The organism is Streptomyces ortus (assembly GCF_026341275.1).
GTDB lineage: Bacteria > Actinomycetota > Actinomycetes > Streptomycetales > Streptomycetaceae > Streptomyces > Streptomyces ortus.
Window position 1 is genome coordinate 4,981,081 of the sequence record NZ_JAIFZO010000002.1, and the last position, 16,423, is coordinate 4,997,503.

The 16,423-nt window shown below is 70.9% G+C and carries 13 protein-coding genes and 1 riboswitch; of the genes, 9 read left to right on the plus strand and 4 right to left on the minus strand.

The genetic code is table 11. From position 1 onward, the window contains the following. The first annotated feature begins 30 nt into the window (after positions 1 to 30). Positions 31 to 2,064 carry a DNA helicase RecQ gene (gene recQ / locus K3769_RS25375; protein ID WP_267031538.1) on the plus strand — a complete coding sequence of 678 codons (2,034 nt, stop codon included), beginning with the start codon at positions 31 to 33 and terminating at the stop codon, positions 2,062 to 2,064. Positions 2,065 to 2,146: 82 nt separating this feature from the next. On the opposite strand, the gene fahA is transcribed toward recQ, so the two are convergent. Beyond that, complete coding sequence (gene fahA / locus K3769_RS25380; RefSeq protein WP_267028631.1) at positions 2,147 to 3,421, minus strand: fumarylacetoacetase; 1,275 nt, start codon at positions 3,419 to 3,421, stop codon at positions 2,147 to 2,149. A 195-nt stretch (positions 3,422 to 3,616) separates the two neighbouring features. Between fahA and K3769_RS25385 the strand changes: the two genes are divergently transcribed. From K3769_RS25385 to K3769_RS25395, 3 genes are all read left to right on the plus strand, one after another. Next, the gene (locus K3769_RS25385) at positions 3,617 to 4,879 is read left to right on the plus strand and encodes a carboxylate--amine ligase (protein ID WP_267028632.1); all 1,263 of its coding nucleotides are present in this window, start codon (positions 3,617 to 3,619) and stop codon (positions 4,877 to 4,879) included. Between the two features lie 39 nt (positions 4,880 to 4,918). Further along, positions 4,919 to 6,184, plus strand: coding sequence for an FAD-dependent oxidoreductase (locus tag K3769_RS25390; RefSeq protein WP_267028633.1), 1,266 nt, complete (start codon positions 4,919 to 4,921; stop codon positions 6,182 to 6,184). Between the two features lie 218 nt (positions 6,185 to 6,402). After that, positions 6,403 to 7,275: an HAD family hydrolase gene (locus K3769_RS25395; protein ID WP_267028634.1), complete on the plus strand. Its 873-nt coding sequence runs from the start codon at positions 6,403 to 6,405 to the stop codon at positions 7,273 to 7,275. Here K3769_RS25395 and K3769_RS25400 read toward each other — a convergent pair. Beyond that, positions 7,269 to 7,994, minus strand: coding sequence for a transglycosylase SLT domain-containing protein (locus tag K3769_RS25400; RefSeq protein WP_267028635.1), 726 nt, complete (start codon positions 7,992 to 7,994; stop codon positions 7,269 to 7,271). The genes K3769_RS25395 and K3769_RS25400 overlap by 7 nt on opposite strands. A 4-nt stretch (positions 7,995 to 7,998) precedes the next feature. Beyond that, positions 7,999 to 8,160, minus strand: a riboswitch (cyclic di-AMP (ydaO/yuaA leader). Between the two features lie 602 nt (positions 8,161 to 8,762). On the opposite strand from K3769_RS25400, the gene K3769_RS25405 reads away from it, so the two are divergent. From K3769_RS25405 to K3769_RS25420, 4 genes are all read left to right on the plus strand, one after another. Next, positions 8,763 to 9,773, plus strand: a complete 1,011-nt coding sequence (locus K3769_RS25405; protein WP_267028636.1) for a polyprenyl synthetase family protein — start codon at positions 8,763 to 8,765, stop codon at positions 9,771 to 9,773. 359 nt (positions 9,774 to 10,132) lie between these two features. Further along, complete coding sequence (locus tag K3769_RS25410; RefSeq protein ID WP_267028637.1) at positions 10,133 to 11,413, plus strand: LolA family protein; 1,281 nt, start codon at positions 10,133 to 10,135, stop codon at positions 11,411 to 11,413. A gap of 58 nt (positions 11,414 to 11,471) precedes the next feature. Then, the gene (locus K3769_RS25415; protein WP_267028638.1) at positions 11,472 to 12,473 is read left to right on the plus strand and encodes an ABC transporter ATP-binding protein; all 1,002 of its coding nucleotides are present in this window, start codon (positions 11,472 to 11,474) and stop codon (positions 12,471 to 12,473) included. Then, a complete protein-coding gene (locus K3769_RS25420; RefSeq protein WP_267028639.1) occupies positions 12,460 to 13,371 on the plus strand; it encodes an ABC transporter permease in 912 nt (303 codons plus the stop codon). Before K3769_RS25415 ends, K3769_RS25420 begins: the two co-directional genes overlap by 14 nt. A gap of 128 nt (positions 13,372 to 13,499) precedes the next feature. Here the strand turns inward: K3769_RS25420 and K3769_RS25425 are convergent, their stop codons facing one another. Further along, entirely contained in the window at positions 13,500 to 14,441 is a 942-nt protein-coding gene (locus K3769_RS25425; protein WP_267028640.1) for a M28 family metallopeptidase, read from the minus strand. Positions 14,442 to 14,599: 158 nt separating this feature from the next. Then, the gene (locus tag K3769_RS25430; RefSeq protein WP_267028641.1) at positions 14,600 to 15,082 is read right to left on the minus strand and encodes a VOC family protein; all 483 of its coding nucleotides are present in this window, start codon (positions 15,080 to 15,082) and stop codon (positions 14,600 to 14,602) included. An 84-nt stretch (positions 15,083 to 15,166) separates the two neighbouring features. Between K3769_RS25430 and K3769_RS25435 the strand changes: the two genes are divergently transcribed. Next, on the plus strand, positions 15,167 to 16,387 hold the full coding sequence (locus K3769_RS25435) for a 4-hydroxybenzoate 3-monooxygenase (RefSeq protein WP_267028642.1): 1,221 nt from the start codon (positions 15,167 to 15,169) through the stop codon (positions 16,385 to 16,387). The last annotated feature ends 36 nt before the right edge of the window (positions 16,388 to 16,423 follow it).

Consider the following 16,423-nt stretch of genomic DNA (forward strand, 5'->3'; position numbering starts at 1 on the left):
GTCGAGGCGCGACGTACGGGGGACGGGACGATGGGCGGGACGGGTGTGATGACAGAGGTGGCGGAGAGCGAAGTGCTCGCAACGCTCCACCGGGTCTTCGGTTACGAGGCCTTCCGAGGCGAGCAGGAAGCCGTCATCGAGCATGTGGTGAGCGGCGGGGACGCGGTCGTCCTCATGCCCACGGGCGGCGGAAAGTCGCTCTGCTACCAGATTCCGGCCCTGGTCAGACCCGGCACGGGAGTGGTGGTCTCCCCGCTCATCGCGCTGATGCAGGACCAGGTGGACGCGCTGCGCGCGCTCGGCGTGCGCGCCGGGTTCATGAACTCCACGCAGGACTTCGACCAGCGGCGCACGGTCGAGGCCGAGTTCCTCGCGGGCGAGCTCGACCTGATCTACCTCGCGCCGGAGCGGCTGCGCCTGGAGTCCACGCTCGACCTCCTCAAGCGCGGGAACATCTCCGTCTTCGCCATCGACGAGGCGCACTGCGTGTCCCAGTGGGGCCACGACTTCCGCCCCGACTACCTCTCGCTCTCGCTGCTGGGCGAGCGCTGGCCGGACGTCCCGCGCATCGCGCTGACCGCGACGGCCACGCACGCGACGCACACGGAGATCACCCAGCGCCTGGGCATGCCGGACGCCCGCCACTTCGTGGCGAGCTTCGACCGGCCCAACATCCAGTACCGGATCGTGCCGAAGGCCGACCCCAAGAAGCAGCTGCTGGCCTTCCTCAAGGAGGAGCACGCGGGCGACGCGGGCATCGTCTACTGCCTCTCGCGCAACTCCGTCGAGAGGACGGCCGAGTTCCTCGCCCGCAACGGCATCCCGGCGGTGCCGTACCACGCGGGTCTCGACGCGGGCACGCGCGCCGACCACCAGTCGCGGTTCCTGCGCGAGGACGGCCTGGTGGTGTGCGCGACGATCGCCTTCGGCATGGGCATCGACAAGCCGGACGTCCGGTTCGTCGCCCACCTGGACCTGCCCAAGTCCGTCGAGGGCTACTACCAGGAGACGGGCCGCGCCGGCCGTGACGGACTGCCGTCCACGGCCTGGATGGCCTACGGCCTGAACGACGTCATACAACAGCGCAAGATGATCCAGTCGAGCGAGGGCGACGAGGCGTTCCGCCGCCGCGCGGCCTCGCACCTCGAAGCGATGCTCGCGCTGTGCGAGACCGCCCGGTGCCGGCGCGGCCAGCTGCTCGCCTACTTCGGCCAGGACGACGTGGCCGAGGCGTGCGGGAACTGCGACACCTGTCTGGTGCCGCCCGAGACCTGGGACGGCACGGTCGCGGCCCAGAAGGTGCTGTCCACCGTGGTGCGGCTGCAGCGCGAGCGGGGGCAGAAGTTCGGGGCGATCCAGATCGTCGACATCCTGCTCGGGCGCAAGACGGCCAAGGTCATCCAGTTCGACCACGACCAGCTGTCCGTGTTCGGCATCGGCGAGGAGCTGGACGAGGGCGCCTGGCGCGGTGTCGTCCGGCAGATGCTGGCCCAGGGCCTCCTCGCGGTCGAGGGCGCGTACGGGACGCTGGTCCTGACCGAGGCGAGCGGGACGGTGCTGCGGCGCGAGCGCGAGGTGCCGATGCGCAAGGAGCAGCCGAAGCCGGCGACGTCCCGCGGCTCGTCGAACTCGTCGGGCTCCTCCGGTTCCGGCCGGGCCGAACGCAAGGCGAAAGCGGCGGCAGCGGCGGCCGAGATGCCCGCCGAACTGCAGCCCGCCTTCGAGGCCCTGCGCACCTGGCGCGCGGGCCAGGCCAAGGAACAGGGAGTCCCGGCGTACGTCATCTTCCACGACGCGACCCTGCGGGAGATCGCCGCGCTGTGGCCCACCTCCGTCCCGGAGCTGGGCGGCATCAGCGGCATCGGCGAGAAGAAGCTGGCGACGTACGGGGAGGGCGTGGTCGGGGTGCTTGCTTCCCTGGAGCGGCCCACCGTGGAGCCGAAGGGCCCCGGGAGCGACGCCGGGGCGGCGCCCGCACCGGAGCCGCGGCGCCGGAGCTCCGGCGACCCCGACCTGCACTGGCCGGAGATGGAGCCGGAGCCGGAACCGGAGGAGTGGATGTAGGGGGCGTCCCTGAAGGACGCCCTGGCGGGAGGGACTGACCGGGAGGGCCCGGTCGGCAGGGGCCCGGTCGGGAGAGGCCCGGTTACGCGCCCGGCGTGATGCGGCCGGTCACCTCGCCGAGGCCCACCCGCGTCCCGTGCGGCCCCGGCGCCCACGCCGTCAGCGTCACGACATCGCCGTCCTCCAGGAACGTCCGCTTGCCGGAAGGGAGTTCAAGGGCGTCCCGGCCGTTCCAGGTCAGCTCCAGGAGCGAGCCCAGCTCCCCGCGGGAGGCCCCGCTCACGGTCCCCGAGCCGTACAGGTCACCCGTGCGCAGCGAGGCCCCGTTCACGGTCATGTGGGCGAGCTGCTGGGCGGCCGTCCAGTACATCGTGGAGAACGGCGGCTCGGACACCACGTGCCCGTTGACGGCGACGGAGATGCGCAGGTCGTAGCCGCCCGGGTCCTGGGCGGCGTCCTCGGAGGTGTCGTCCAGATAGGGGAGCAGGGGGTGGGTGCGCCCGGGGGGCGCGACCCGGGCGTCCTCCAGCGCGTCGAGCGGCGTGATCCAGGCCGACACGGAGGTGGCGAAGGACTTGCCGAGGAAGGGGCCGAGGGGGACGTACTCCCAGGCCTGGAGGTCGCGTGCGGACCAGTCGTTGAGGAGGCAGAGCCCGAAGACGTGGTCGCGGAAGTCGCCGAGCGGCACCGGCGTGCCCATCGGGGAGGGCGTGCCGACGACGAAGCCGACCTCCGCCTCGATGTCCAGCCGGACGGACGGGCCGAAGACCGGCGCCGGGTCCGCCGGGGCCTTGCGCTGGCCCGAGGGGCGGACGACGTCGGTCCCGGAGACCACCACCGTGCCCGACCGGCCGTGGTACCCGATGGGCAGGTGCTTCCAGTTGGGGGTGAGGGAGTCCTCGGCGTCGGGCCGGAAGATCTGGCCGACGTTACGGGCGTGGTTCTCGGAGGCGTAGAAGTCGACGTAGTCGGCGACCTCGAAGGGGAGGTGCAGGGTCACGTCGGAGAGCGGGTGCATCAGGGGCGCGACGGTCTCGCGGTGGGCGGGCACCGTCACCCACGCGGTCAGCGCCCGCCGGACGTCCGACCACGCCGTGCGGCCGGCCGCGAGCAGCGGGTTCAGCGTGGGGCGGGCGAGCAGGGCGGCGTAGGGGGAGCCCAGTTCCACCGCGGCGGCCCCCGCGTCCAGGACGTGGTTGCCGAGCCGGACGCCCACACTGCGGCGACCGGCGCCGTCCGCGGGACCGCCCGAGGAACTGCCCGAGGAGCCGTCCGGAGAGCTGTTCAGGGAGAACACGCCGTACGGAAGATTGTGCGGACCGAAGGGATCGCCCTCGGGGACATCGAAGGGGGGCATGGGGTGCTGCCTCGCTTTCCGTGTGGGTGGAACACACGTTACGGGGAGGCGCTGCCCGGGGGCAGTGTCTAAAGAGTTCGCAATGTCCGATTAGGGGTGGGGTCGGAGTGGTTCATTCCGGCTTAGCTTCCTTCAGGGGGGGCACGGACGGGGTGGGTCCGCGTCCAGGGATGTGTGGGACACGTGGGGGGACCCGTGGCCAGAAGCACTGCCAGCGTGCCGTTGTACCTGGACCGGGAAGTGCCCGGCCTGATCGTGAAGTTCGGCGCCTATCCGCTGCATCACGGCGGTGTGGGCGCGATCCGCAGCCTGGGGCGGCTGGGGGTGCCGATGTACGCCATCACCGAGGACAAGTACACGCCTGCCGCGGTCTCGCGCCATCTGCGGCACGCGTTCGTCTGGCCGACCACGGGGACGGAGCGGGCGGAGCGGCTCGTCGAGGGGCTGCTGCGCGTCGGACGGAGGATCGGCCGCCCCGCGGTCCTCATCCCGACCGACGAGGAGGCCGCGGTCCTGATCGCCGAGCACCAGGCCGAGCTCACGGGACGTTTCCTGTTCCCCGCGGTGCGGGCCGGGCTGCCCCGGCGCCTGGCCAGCAAGCAGGGGCTGCACGAACTGTGCAGGGAGCACGGCGTACCCAGCCCGGAGGCCGCCTTCCCGGAAACGTACGGGGAGATCGAGGACTTCGCGGCGAAGGCGAGATTCCCGCTCGTGGCCAAGAACCGTGAGGCGTTCGTGCGCCGTGCGCGGCCGGCCGTGCGCGGGACGACCCGCATCGCCACCCAGGAGGGCCTGTTACGGCTCGCCCGCGACTGGGGCGAGCGGCCCGGCGTGATCCTTCAGGAGTATCTGCCCCGGGAGGACGCCGAGGACTGGATCGTGCACGCCTACTTCGACGCGGACTCGGTACCGCTCGCGATGTTCACCGGCGTCAAGGTCCGCTCCTGGCCCCCGCACGCGGGCATGACGGCGAACGCGTACGTCGTCGACAACCCCGAACTGGCGGATCTGGCCGCGCGGTTCATCAAGGAGATCGGCTTCAGCGGCGTCATCGACCTCGACCTGCGCTTCGACCGCCGCGACGGCCGGTACAAACTGCTCGACTTCAATCCGCGGATGGGCGCCCAGTTCCGGCTCTTCGAGAACGAGGCGGGGATCGACGTCGTCCGTGCCATGCATCTGCATCTGACCGGCCGGGCCGTTCCGGAGGGGGAACAGCTCGCCGGCCGGCGCTACATCGTGGAGAACATCGACCTGCCGGCCCTGCTCGCGTACCGCCGCAGCGGCTACACCACACCCCACGCTCCCGACCGTGCGAGCGGTACGGAGCTGGCGTGGCTGGCGGCGGACGACCTGCGGCCGTTCTTCACGATGCTGGCGCGCTTCGTGCGGCCCGGCGCGAAGCACCTGTACCAGATGTGGCGGGACGGCCGCCGCGGCAGGGCGTGCGCGGGGTGACCACCAAATGACGAAGTGCATTTCTGGGGAGGGGACTTCGTGATGGATCCGGTGGCAGTGATCGGTGCCGGACCTTTCGGCCTGTCCACCGCCGCGCATCTGAGAGCGCGCGGCATTCCGGTACGGGTGTTCGGTGAACCGATGGTGAGCTGGCGGGCCAACATGCCCGAGGGGATGCTCCTCAAATCGACCCCGGCCGCCTCGAACATCGACGCCCCGCAGCCGGGGCACGGCCTCGTCGACTACTGCGACGCGGCTGGCGTGCCCCGTCTCGTCACGGACGAGGACATCATCCCGGTCGAGACGTTCGTCGCGTACGGGGAGTGGTTCCAGCAGCGGCTCGTACCGGACCTGGAGCGGGTGCGCGTCGTCTCGGTCGACCGCCGGGCCGACCCGGGGCAGGACCGGCGCGGACGGCGGCGCGTCACCCGGGGCGGGTCCGGGAACGGCCCGGGAGGCTTCGAACTCAAGCTGGACTCGGGGGAGGTGTTCGCCGCGCGGGCGGTCGTCGTCGCGACCGGCCTGTCCGGACTCGCGCACCTGCCCCGCGAGCTGGCCGAGGCCGCGCCCGACGGACCGACGCCCACCGGACCCGTCTCGCACAGCTCGCAACTGCACGACCTGACCCGGTTCGCCGGTAAGGAACTCATCGTCGTCGGCGCGGGCCAGTCCGCCCTGGAGACGGCGGCGCTCGCCGCCGAGACGGGCGCACAGGTGCGCGTGGTGGCGCGCGGAAAGGGGTCTGTCGACTTCGGCGCGCCCCCGTGGCAGCAGCCCCTGCTGCGCCCCGAGTCACCCTTCGGCCGGGCCTGGTCGTTGTGGGCCCTCACCTACTACCCCCACCCGTACCGTCATCTGCCGCCGCCACTCCGCCACTACCTCGTCCGCAGGGTCCTCGGCCCGCTCGGCGCGTGGTGGTTGCGCGACCGGTTCGAGGGAAAAGTGCGGGTGAGCGAGGTGGCGCGGATCCTGCGTGCCTCGGGGGAGTCGGCCGGGGGGCCGGCCCTCACCGTGCGGACTCTCGCAGGCCGCGTCGAGGAACTGTCCGCCGACCACATCGTCGCCGCCACCGGCTACCGCGTCGACCTCGCCGCGATGGACTTCCTCGGCAGTGAGCTGCGGACACGGCTGGCCGTGAGCCGGGGAACACCGAGGCTGGGCGCCGGTTTCAGCTCCTCCGTGCCTGGGCTGTACTTCACGGGGCTGCCCGCGGCGGCCTCGTACGGCCCGGTGATGCGGTTCGTGTGCGGGACGGAGTTCGCCTCGCCGCGGCTGGTCCGGCATCTGGCGGCACGGCACCGCTGAGGTCGGGGCGCGAGCGCGCTCGGCGGGAGCGCGCGGGCGCACGCGGGCGGTCGGGAAAGGGGCGCGCATCGGGTCGGCGGAGTGGCCGATTTGTCATGGGATCGGCCTGAACGCCAGGGGTCTGCCGGGGCCCGTGGCGACGCGTGGGGTGGTCGGGGTGCCGGACGACGTCCGGTTCCCGTCGAGTCGCTGGGGGATTCGATCCGTATTCTCTGATCATGGCCCCCCCGATTGCATATTCACTCATCGCCACTGACCTGGACGGGACGCTGCTGCGCGGCGACGACACCCTCTCGGACCGGTCGCGCGCGGCGCTGGCGATGGCGGTCGGGGCAGGCGCCCGGCACCTCGTGGTGACGGGGCGGCCCGCCCCGCGCGTACGGCCGCTGCTGGACGAACTCGGCAGCCAGGGGCTCGCGGTGTGCGGACAGGGCGCGCAGTTGTACGACGCCGGCGCGGACCGCATGGTGTGGTCCGTCACGCTGGAACGCGAGCTGGCCGAGGTGGCCCTCGGCAAGATCGAGGCGGAGGTCGGCGAGGTGTACGCGGCCGTCGACCAGGACGGCGTGGACGGCCTGACGCTCATCGAGCCGGGTTACGAGATGCCCCACCCGACGCTGCCGGCGGTACGGGTGCCGCGGCGCGACGACCTCTGGAGCCGGCCCATCAGCAAGGTGCTGCTGCGTCATCCGCTGCTCTCCGACGACGAGTTGGCGTCCGCCGCCCGTGGAGCGGTCGGTTCCCTCGCCACCGTGACGATGTCCGGGCCCGGGACCGTCGAACTCCAGCCATGCGGCATCACGAAGGCCACCGGTCTCGCGCTCGCCGCCGGCCGGCTGGGCCTGACCTCGGCGCAGACCATCGCCTTCGGGGACATGCCGAACGACATCCCGATGTTCGACTGGGCGGCCCGCGGGGTCGCGATGGCCAACGCGCATCCCGAACTCAAGTCCGTCGCCGACGAGATCACCCTGTCGAACGAGGACGACGGCATCGCGGTGGTCCTGGAGCGCATGTTCTCCACCGACCGGACGGGCCCCCGTGTCGGCCTGCCGGCCGACACGGGAGCCCGCTCGGGCGTCGGTCAGTAGGCGCCGAAGACGTTGTCGATCGAGCCGTAGCGCGCGGCGGCGTAGTTGCACGCCGCCGTGATGTTGGCGACCGGGTCGAACGGGTCCAGCGACGTACCGCTCACGTGGTACGCGGTGAAGGTCGGGTCGATGACCTGCAGAAGACCCTTCGACGGGGTACCGGCGACCGCGTTGGAGTCCCAGTTGTTCATGGCCAGCGGGTTGCCCGACGACTCGCGGATGATGTTGCGGTGGATGCCGTCGTAGGTGCCCGGGATGCCCTGCTGGGCCATGACGTCCAGCGACTCCCTGATCCAGCCGTCGAGGTCGTCCGTGTACGTCTTCGCGGAGGCCGGGGTGACGGCGGACGCCGTGGACGCGGTGGCCGTCTTCGCGGTCGTCGTCGAGCTCTGCCCGTTCTTCGTGCCGACGGTCAGCTGGAGGCCCGGCCGGATGACCGCCGGGTCGTCGCCGATGACCGCGCGGTTGGCCTTGTACAGCTTCTTCCAGTCGCCCGTGGTGTGCTCCCTGGCGATCTTGGACAGGGTGTCGCCCTGGGCCACCTTGTAGGTGACCAGCGAGACCTGCGGGACCGCGTTCGGAGCGGCGTTCGGGGCGGCCTGGGCGCCCGTGGCTCCCATGAGGGGGAGCGCGAGGGCGGCTCCGCCCGTCCCGGCCGCGACGAAACCACGGGTGAGGGTGCTGTTTTTGGGGCGGCGGTGTTTGCCTCGTGCGGGCATGGCGAATTCCTCTCCGGCGCCTGCGAGGTGAGCTGTCGGGTTCGGGCGGGAGATGCCCGGCCGCGTGGGTGCGCGACTTGACCCCTAGCCGTTCCGATATCCGGACCGGCGGCTTACCTGGGTCCCCCGCTCCTGCCGTACGCGAGTGAATGGGTGACGGGGATTTCCGGGCGGCGGCAGGATTAGGCGTTCCGTCCGGAGTGACGTGAACGTATGCGAGAGCACATGCCGTGAACAAGCCCCGAATTCAGGCGGCGACGGCTTTGAACTGCCTTGTCGGGCGAATATCCCTTGATCGAAACGGAAGGCGAAGTTCAACTTGCTTTCCGCAAAGGGAAATCGGTGGCCCCGATAAAACGATCACTCCTGATAAGCGTGACTCAATTCACTGGCGCGAATGCCGAATGTCCATAAAAAAGGTGATACGGAATAATCTGCGGACATCCACGCGTGGGCGTCTCCGCGTGTGCTTGGAGCTTGGTTCCGTCTGTCAGGGGAACTCGGATGTCCGGGTGGACGTCTCGCCGGGAAGGGTGTACGGATGCGCGGGCGTATCGCCCGACCTGGCCGAAGGTGCAAAAGGGATCAGCCGGAGGGTGTCCGGCAGGGTGGTGGCGGGTGACGGGCGGGCGCTCATCGTGATCGAAAGACGACCGGATACGCTGACTTGAGTGGCAGCAGCGACACATCGACAAACACTTCCAGCACAGAGCACCCCCAGAGCATCCAGAGACCGCCGTTGAGAGCGTCAGCAGACAGGAGACCCTCGTGACCGTCGTCGGGCCGTTCGGGCTGAGCGTGCGGGACCAGGCTCTCGAAGCCGATGTCCAGGCCGGATTGGCGGCTGTCGAGGAGGGACTGCTCGAAGCGACCAAGAGCGAGGTCCCGTTCATCACGGAGGCCGCGCAGCACCTCGTGCGCGCGGGCGGCAAGCGGTTCCGGCCGCTGCTCGTGATGCTCGCGGCCCAGTTCGGTGATCCGTACGCACCGGGGATCGTGCCCTCGGCGGTCGTCGTCGAGCTGACCCACCTCGCCACGCTGTACCACGACGACGTGATGGACGAGGCGGACGTGCGCCGCGGGGTGCCCAGCGCCAACAGCCGCTGGGACAACTCGGTCGCGGTCCTCACCGGCGACTTCCTCTTCGCGCGCGCCTCGCACATCCTGGCCGACCTGGGCCCCGAGGCCGTACGGGTCCAGGCGGAGGCGTTCGAGCGGCTGGTCACGGGCCAGATCCTGGAGACGGCCGGACCGCGCGACGGACGTGACCCCGTCGACCACTACATGGACGTGCTCGGCGGCAAGACTGGCTCCCTGATCGCCGTGGCCGGCCGGTTCGGCGCGATGATGTCGGGCGCCGACGAGACGGTCGTCGACGTGCTGACCCAGTACGGGGAGCGGCTCGGCGTCGCCTTCCAGCTCGCCGACGACGTGCTGGACATCGCGAGCGACTCGCACGAGTCCGGCAAGACCCCGGGCACCGACCTGCGCGAGGGCATTCCCACGATGCCCGTCCTGCGCCTGCGCGAGCGCGTCGAGCGGCTGGGACTCGCCGAGGACATCGCCCTCGCCGACCTGCTCGCCTCCGACCTGACGGACGACGCACGGCACGCGGAGGCGCTGGCCAGGCTGCGCGTCCACCCCGCGCTCGACCAGGCCCGCCGCGACACCGTGCGGTACGCGGAGGACGCCCGCGCCACGCTCGCGCCGCTCCCGGAGTGCGACGCGAAGGCTGCTCTGGTGGAGCTGTGCGACGCGGTGGTGCATCGAGCGGGCTGACCTGCGTGTCCTCCCGTTCGCAGCGTGATCGACCGACGGGATTCGACTTCCGGCACGCGCCGGACAACTGAGCCGGACAACTGGGCCGGACAACTGACCGGACCATCCCCGAACCGGACCTCTTCGGCGAGTCGCACGGACGGTGTCTCCTCGTACGACCCCTACGGGTCGGCGGGGGCACCGGCCACCCATGTCATACCCCAGGTGTACAAGGAGTTGGCTCCGAGGTCTGACGCATTCGGCCGACCGATTTGGTCAGATGGGACACACCACTTCACAGCGGTTCGGGTGACAATGGCGGCCAGGGTGGACGAGTGCGAGGACGGTCAGCCGCCGCCGACAACGGAGGTAGGGCACACATGGCACCGTACGGATCCGACGACAGCACGACCGAGGACGAGGCGGACGACAGGCGCGGCGGCAGGCAGAAGGCCGCCCGGTACGTCGTCCCCGTCGCGGTGGTGGGAGTGGCGGCGGCGACCATCGGGCTGGTCCCGGCGTTCGCGGGCTCCGGCGACCCCGACCTGCCGAAGGTCAGCGCACAGCAGCTCATCGAGAAGATCGCCGCCTCGGACGTACAGCAGCTGTCCGGCACGGTGAAGATCAGCACGGACCTCGGCCTGCCGGACCTCGGCGGCCTGGAGAGCAGCCTGGGCGGTGCCACGGGCAGCGGGCGCGACGGCTCTGGCTCGTCCGCGGACCCGTCCTCCAAGCTGATGGAACTGGCGTCCGGTACGCACACGCTGCGGGTCGCGTCCGACGGCGAGGACAAGCAGAAGCTCTCGCTCCTCGACAAGGCCGCCGAGTACAGCGTGATCCACAACGGCGACGAGGTGTGGGCGTACGACAGCGCGTCGAACGAGGCGTACCACATGAAGGACGGCTCCGCCGCTTCCTCCGACTCCACGGAGAAGGGGAAGAAGGGCAGGTCCGACGGGATGCCGGCGACGCCCAAGGAGCTGGCCCAGGAGGCACTGAAGGCCTCGGACGACACGACGTCCGTGACCGTCGACGGTACGGCCCGGATCGCCGGGCGGGACGCCTACAAGCTGCTGATCAAGCCGAAGCAGTCCGGTTCGACGGTCGGCGCGATCTCCGTCGCCGTGGACGCGAAGACCGGTCTGCCGCTGAAGTTCACGCTCACCCCCGCGAGCGGCGGCGCGGCCGTCATCGACGCGGGCTTCACCAAGGTCGACTTCTCCAGGCCGGCCGCGTCCACCTTCGACTTCAGCCCGCCGAAGGGCGCGAAGGTCACCGAGGGCGACGAGCCGAAGTCCGACGGCCCGGCGGGCAGGGGCGACGCGGGCAGGAACCACCAGCACAAGGGCGACAAGGCACGCCCCGGGAGCGGCGGCGAGGACCTGGGCAAGGAGTTCCAGGGACTGAACGTCATAGGCGAGGGCTGGAGCTCCATCGCCCGCTTCGACACCGGCGGCGAGGGCCTGCCGTCGGAGGGGTCCGGCGGGGGCGACGCGAGCCGCTTCCTGGACTCCCTGGGCGACCAGGTGAAGGGCGAGTTCGGCTCGGGCACGGTCTTCTCGACCCGCCTGGTCAACGCGCTGATCACGGACGACGGCAAGGTCTACGCGGGCGCGGTCACCAAGGACGCGCTGGTCAAGGCGGCCAACGCGGCGAAGTAGGCCCTGCCGGCCCCCTGAACGGCGGGGTTCCCCGAGGCACGGCGAAGTGAGGGAGTCGATGGCGGAACGGTCCACCACGGACGGGGACACGGCGGGGCAGGGCGGCACGGCGGACCCGGGCGGCTCGGGCGACACCGTGATCGCCACCCGCGCGCTGACCAAGCGCTACCGCGGTGGACAACTCGCCGTCGACGGCCTCGACCTGGCCGTCCCGGCGGGCAGCGTCTTCGGCTTCCTCGGACCGAACGGCTCGGGGAAGACCACCACCATCAGAATGCTGATGGGCCTGATCGAGCCGACCTCCGGCACGGCCCGCGTCCTGGGCCGGCCCATGCCGCGCGCCGCGGGGACCGTGCTGCCGCACGTGGGCGCGCTCATCGAGGGCCCCGCCCTCTACGGCTTCCTCTCCGGCCGCGACAACCTCCTGAGGTACGACTCCGCCGACCCGGCCGCCGACCCGCGCACCCGGCGCACGCGCGTGGCGACGGCGCTCGACCGGGTCGGACTGACCGCTGCCGCCGGCAAGAAGGCGAAGGCCTACTCGCTGGGGATGAAGCAGCGGCTCGGGCTCGCGGCGGCCCTGCTGCAGCCCCGCAAGCTCCTCGTGCTGGACGAACCGACCAACGGACTCGACCCGCAGGGGATGCGGGAGATCCGCGCCCTGGTTCGTGAACTGGCCTCGGACGGCACGACCGTGTTCCTCTCCTCGCACCTGCTCGACGAGATCGAGCAGGTCTGCACGCACGCCGCGGTGATGGCGCAGGGCCGGCTGATCACCCAGGGACCGGTGGCCGAGCTCGCGGCGGGCGCGCGCAGCCGGCTCGTGGTGACCACACCCGATCCGGGCGACGCGGCCCGGGTGCTGAAGGAACAGGGACTGAGCGATGTCGTGGTCGCCGAGGACCGGGTGAGCGCCGATCCACCGGACGGCGACCTCGCCGAGGTGAACGCGGCCCTGGTCACGGCGGGCGTCCGCGTCCGTGGCTTCGGGATCGAGCGGGCCTCGCTGGAGGACGCGTTCGTGGCGCTCACGGGGGAGGGTTTCGATGTCGCGGGCTGAGACCACCGAGCCGTCGGCGAAGACGGTCACCGGGCGGCCCGCCGCCGGACGGGCACCGAGCCCGCTGTGGACCCTCGGCCTGCTCGGCAACGAACTGGGCACCACGCTGCGCCGTTGGCGGACGATCGCACTGCTCGCGGTGCTCGCCGCCGTGCCGGTGCTGGTCGGCATCGCGGTCAGGATCGAGACGAGCGACGGGTCGTCCGCAGGCGGAGGCGGGGGAGGAGGGCCCGCGTTCATCGCGCAGATCACCAACAACGGCCTGTTCCTGGTCTTCACCGCGCTGGCCGCCACGCTGCCGTTCTTCCTGCCAATGGCGGTCGGCGTCATCGCGGGCGACGCGATCGCGGGGGAGGCCAACGCCGGGACGCTGCGCTATCTGCTGGTCGCACCGGCGGGGCGTACCCGCCTGCTGGTCATCAAGTACGCGACCACACTGGCCTTCTGCGTCGTCGCCACCCTCGTCGTGGCGACCTCGGCGCTTATCGTCGGCGCGCTCCTGTTCCCGCTGGGCGAGCTGACGACGATCTCCGGCACCCGGATCAGTTTCGGCGAGGGGCTGGGCCGGGCCCTGCTGATCGCACTGATCGTGGCCGCTTCACTGATCGGGATCGCGGCCCTGGGGCTGTTCGTCTCGACCCTCACGAACAGCGGGATCGCGGCGATGGCGACGACCGTCGGACTGCTCATCACCGTGCAGATCCTCGACCAGATCCCCCAGCTGCACGCGATACAGCCGTACATCTTCTCGCACTACTGGCTGTCCTTCGCCGACCTCATGCGCGACCCCGTCTACTGGGACGACCTGATACGCAACCTGGAACTCCAGGCGCTGTACGCGGCGGTGTTCGGCGCGGCGGCCTGGGCGCGCTTCACGGCGAAGGACATCACGGCGTAGCGAGCGGCGCGCGCCCCCTCGGAACCTGCTCGGTTCCCTCCGGGGCCTCGGAATCGTCCAGTACGTCTCCCGGGCCCGCCGCCCTGCTGCGGCGGGCCCGGAGACGGCCGGTACGCCTGACGGGACGGTTACTCCGACAGCTCCCACACCGCGTACGCGAGCGCGTCGCTGTTGCGGTTCAGGGCGGTGTCGTTGATGTTCGTCGTCGTGTCGCACGAGGAGTGGTAGCAGCGGTCGAACGCCACGCCCGCCGTGCCGCCCCACTTGGTCACCTGGGCCGCGGTCTTCCGGGTGCTGGCGCCGGTGAAGAGGCCGCCGACGGGGATGCCCGCGCTCTTGAAGTAGGCGTGGTCCGAGCGGCCGTCGCCCTCGGTCTCGATCTCGGTCGCGACGCCGAGACCGGCGAAGTAGTCCTTGAAGGTCTTCTCGATGGCCGGGTCGTCGTCGTAGACGAAGTAGCCGGGGTTCGGCGACCCGATCATGTCGAAGTTCAGATAGCCGCTGATCTTCGCGCGGTTGGCGGTGGTGAGGCTGTTGACGTAGTAGCGCGAGCCGACCATGCCCAGCTCCTCCGCTCCCCACCAGGCGAACCGCAGATGCTTCGTGGGCTGGTACTGAGCCCGGGACACGGCGAGCGCGGCCTCCAGGACGGCCGCCGAACCGGAGCCGTTGTCGTTGATGCCGGGCCCCGCGGAGACGCTGTCGAGGTGGGAGCCCGACATGACGACCTGGTTGGTGTCGCCGCCGGGCCAGTCGGCGATCAGGTTGTAGCCGGTGCTGCCGGAGGAGGTGAACTGCTGGATGGCCGTGGTGAATCCGGCCGCGTCCAGCTTGGCCTTCACGTAGTCGAGGGACGCCTTGTAGCCGGCGCGGCCGTGGGCGCGGTTGCCGCCGTTGGCGGTGGCGATGGACTGCAGTTGGGTGAGGTGGGCCTTGACGTTGGCCACGGGTATGTCCGGTGCGGCGGCCACGCGTGCGGGCGCGGCGTCGGCTATCGCGCTCGTCGTGAGCAACGCGGCGATCGCCAGGGCGGCGGCGCCCGTGGCGCGTCCGGGAACGGAGAGCTTCATGTGGGGGGCTCCGAATTCCTTTGGATTCCTTGGATTCCTTGCGGAAATGGGTGCCTGATGGTGAAGCTGAGGTTGACGCTCCGTCAAGAGCACAATCCGGTCAGCGGCGTTCGCATAGCGGATAGGCCCCGACGCGCCATCGGTGTGCCACCGGTGTGTCAGTGGAGGCAGAATTCATTGCCCTCCGGGTCGGCCATCACCACCCACGTGCCCGAGGGTTCCTTCACCTCCCGGACGACCGTCGCGCCGAGCCCGGTCAGCCGTGCGACCTCCGCGTCCCGTTTCCCGTTCTCGGCGTGCAGGTCGATGTGCAGCCGGTTCTTCACGGTCTTCGGCTCCGGTACGCGCTGGAACAGCAGCCGCCGCCCGAGCCCCACGCCGCTCTCCTCCTCGTACGGGTCCTGCGGGTGCCGTACGCCGGTCGCGTCCCGCCAGGCGTGGCGGCCGTGCGATTCGACGACGAGCTCGGGGGGTGCGGCGCCGACGTTCAGCAGGCGCTCGATCAGCGGGCTGTGGTCCTCGACCAGGTAGTTGAGGGCGGCGCCCCAGAAGTCGGCCTGGGCGTGCGGGTCGGCGGTGTCGACGACGAGCTTCCAGTGCAGGGGGGCGGGCGTGGGCCGGAGTGCGGAAGGTTCGGTCATGGTGACCATTTATAGGCGCAACCTGGGCAGTTCAGCCCCTCCGGCGTTCCCACCTGCCCCCCTCGAATTCGTCATACTGTTCGTATGACCGCAGACGCCCCTGCCGCCTCCGTCACCCTTCAGCGCACCCGCGTCGTTGTCGTGGGTGCCGGGCCCGCCGGGCTCACGCTGGCCAACATCCTGCGGGCCGCCTCCGTGGACTGCGTGGTGCTGGAGAACGAGAGCAGGCAGTTCATCGAGCGGCGTCCGCGCGCGGGGTTCCTGGAGGAGTGGGCGGTGCGCGCGCTGGACGCGCGGGGCCTCGCGGACCGGCTGCTGCGGAACACGGTGGTGCACACCGAGTGCGAGTTCCGGTTCGCGGGGGAGAGCCACCGGTTCCCGTACACGGGTGTGTCGGGGCAGCGGCACTACGTCTATCCGCAGCCGCTCCTGGTGACGGACCTGGTGCGGGAGTACGCGGACGTCCGCGGCGGCGACATCCGCTTCGGCGTCCGTGACGTCGAGCCGGCCGGGACGGACACCGACCGGCCCTCGGTCGCGTACACGGATCCGGAGACGGGTGAACGCGTGCGGCTGGACTGCGACTTCGTCGCGGGGTGCGACGGCGCGCGCGGTGTGACCCGTGGCCACATGCCGGCGGAGCACGTCACGATCGCCCGGCACGACCTCGGCGTCGGCTGGCTTGCGCTGCTCGCCGAGGCGCCCCCGTCCGCCGACTGCGTCGTCTTCGGTATCCATCCGCGCGGGTTCGCCGGTCACATGGCCCGCAGCCCGCAGGTCACCCGCTACTACCTGGAATGCCCGCCCGGCGACGACCCGGAGAACTGGTCGCACGACCGCGTCTGGTCCGAGCTGCACGAACGGCTGGCGGCGGACGGGGCCCCGCCGCTCGTCGAGGGCGAGCTGATCGAGAAGCGGGTCCTGGCCATGCACAACTACGTGGTGCAGCCGATGGCGTACGGGCGGCTGTATCTGGTGGGGGACTCGGCCCACCTGCTCGCGCCGATCGGTGCGAAGGGCATGAACCTGGCGATCCACGACTCCCTGCTGCTCGGCGACGCGCTCGTCGCCCACTACGGCGAGGGGGACGACAGCGGGCTGCTCGGTTACTCGCGGAAGTGTCTGCGGCGGGTGTGGCAGTACCAGGAATTCTCGCAGTGGCTGTCCGAGATGTACCACGGTGTCTCGTCCGGTGATCCGTTCCGTGCGGGGGTCGCGCTGGCCCGGATGCGGCGGACGCTGGGTTCGCCGGCCGCCGCGGCAGGCTTCGCCGAACTGTTCCTGGGCAAGGACACCGATTACTGACGCAGCGACTGCTGACGCACCGACTACGGCCGCACC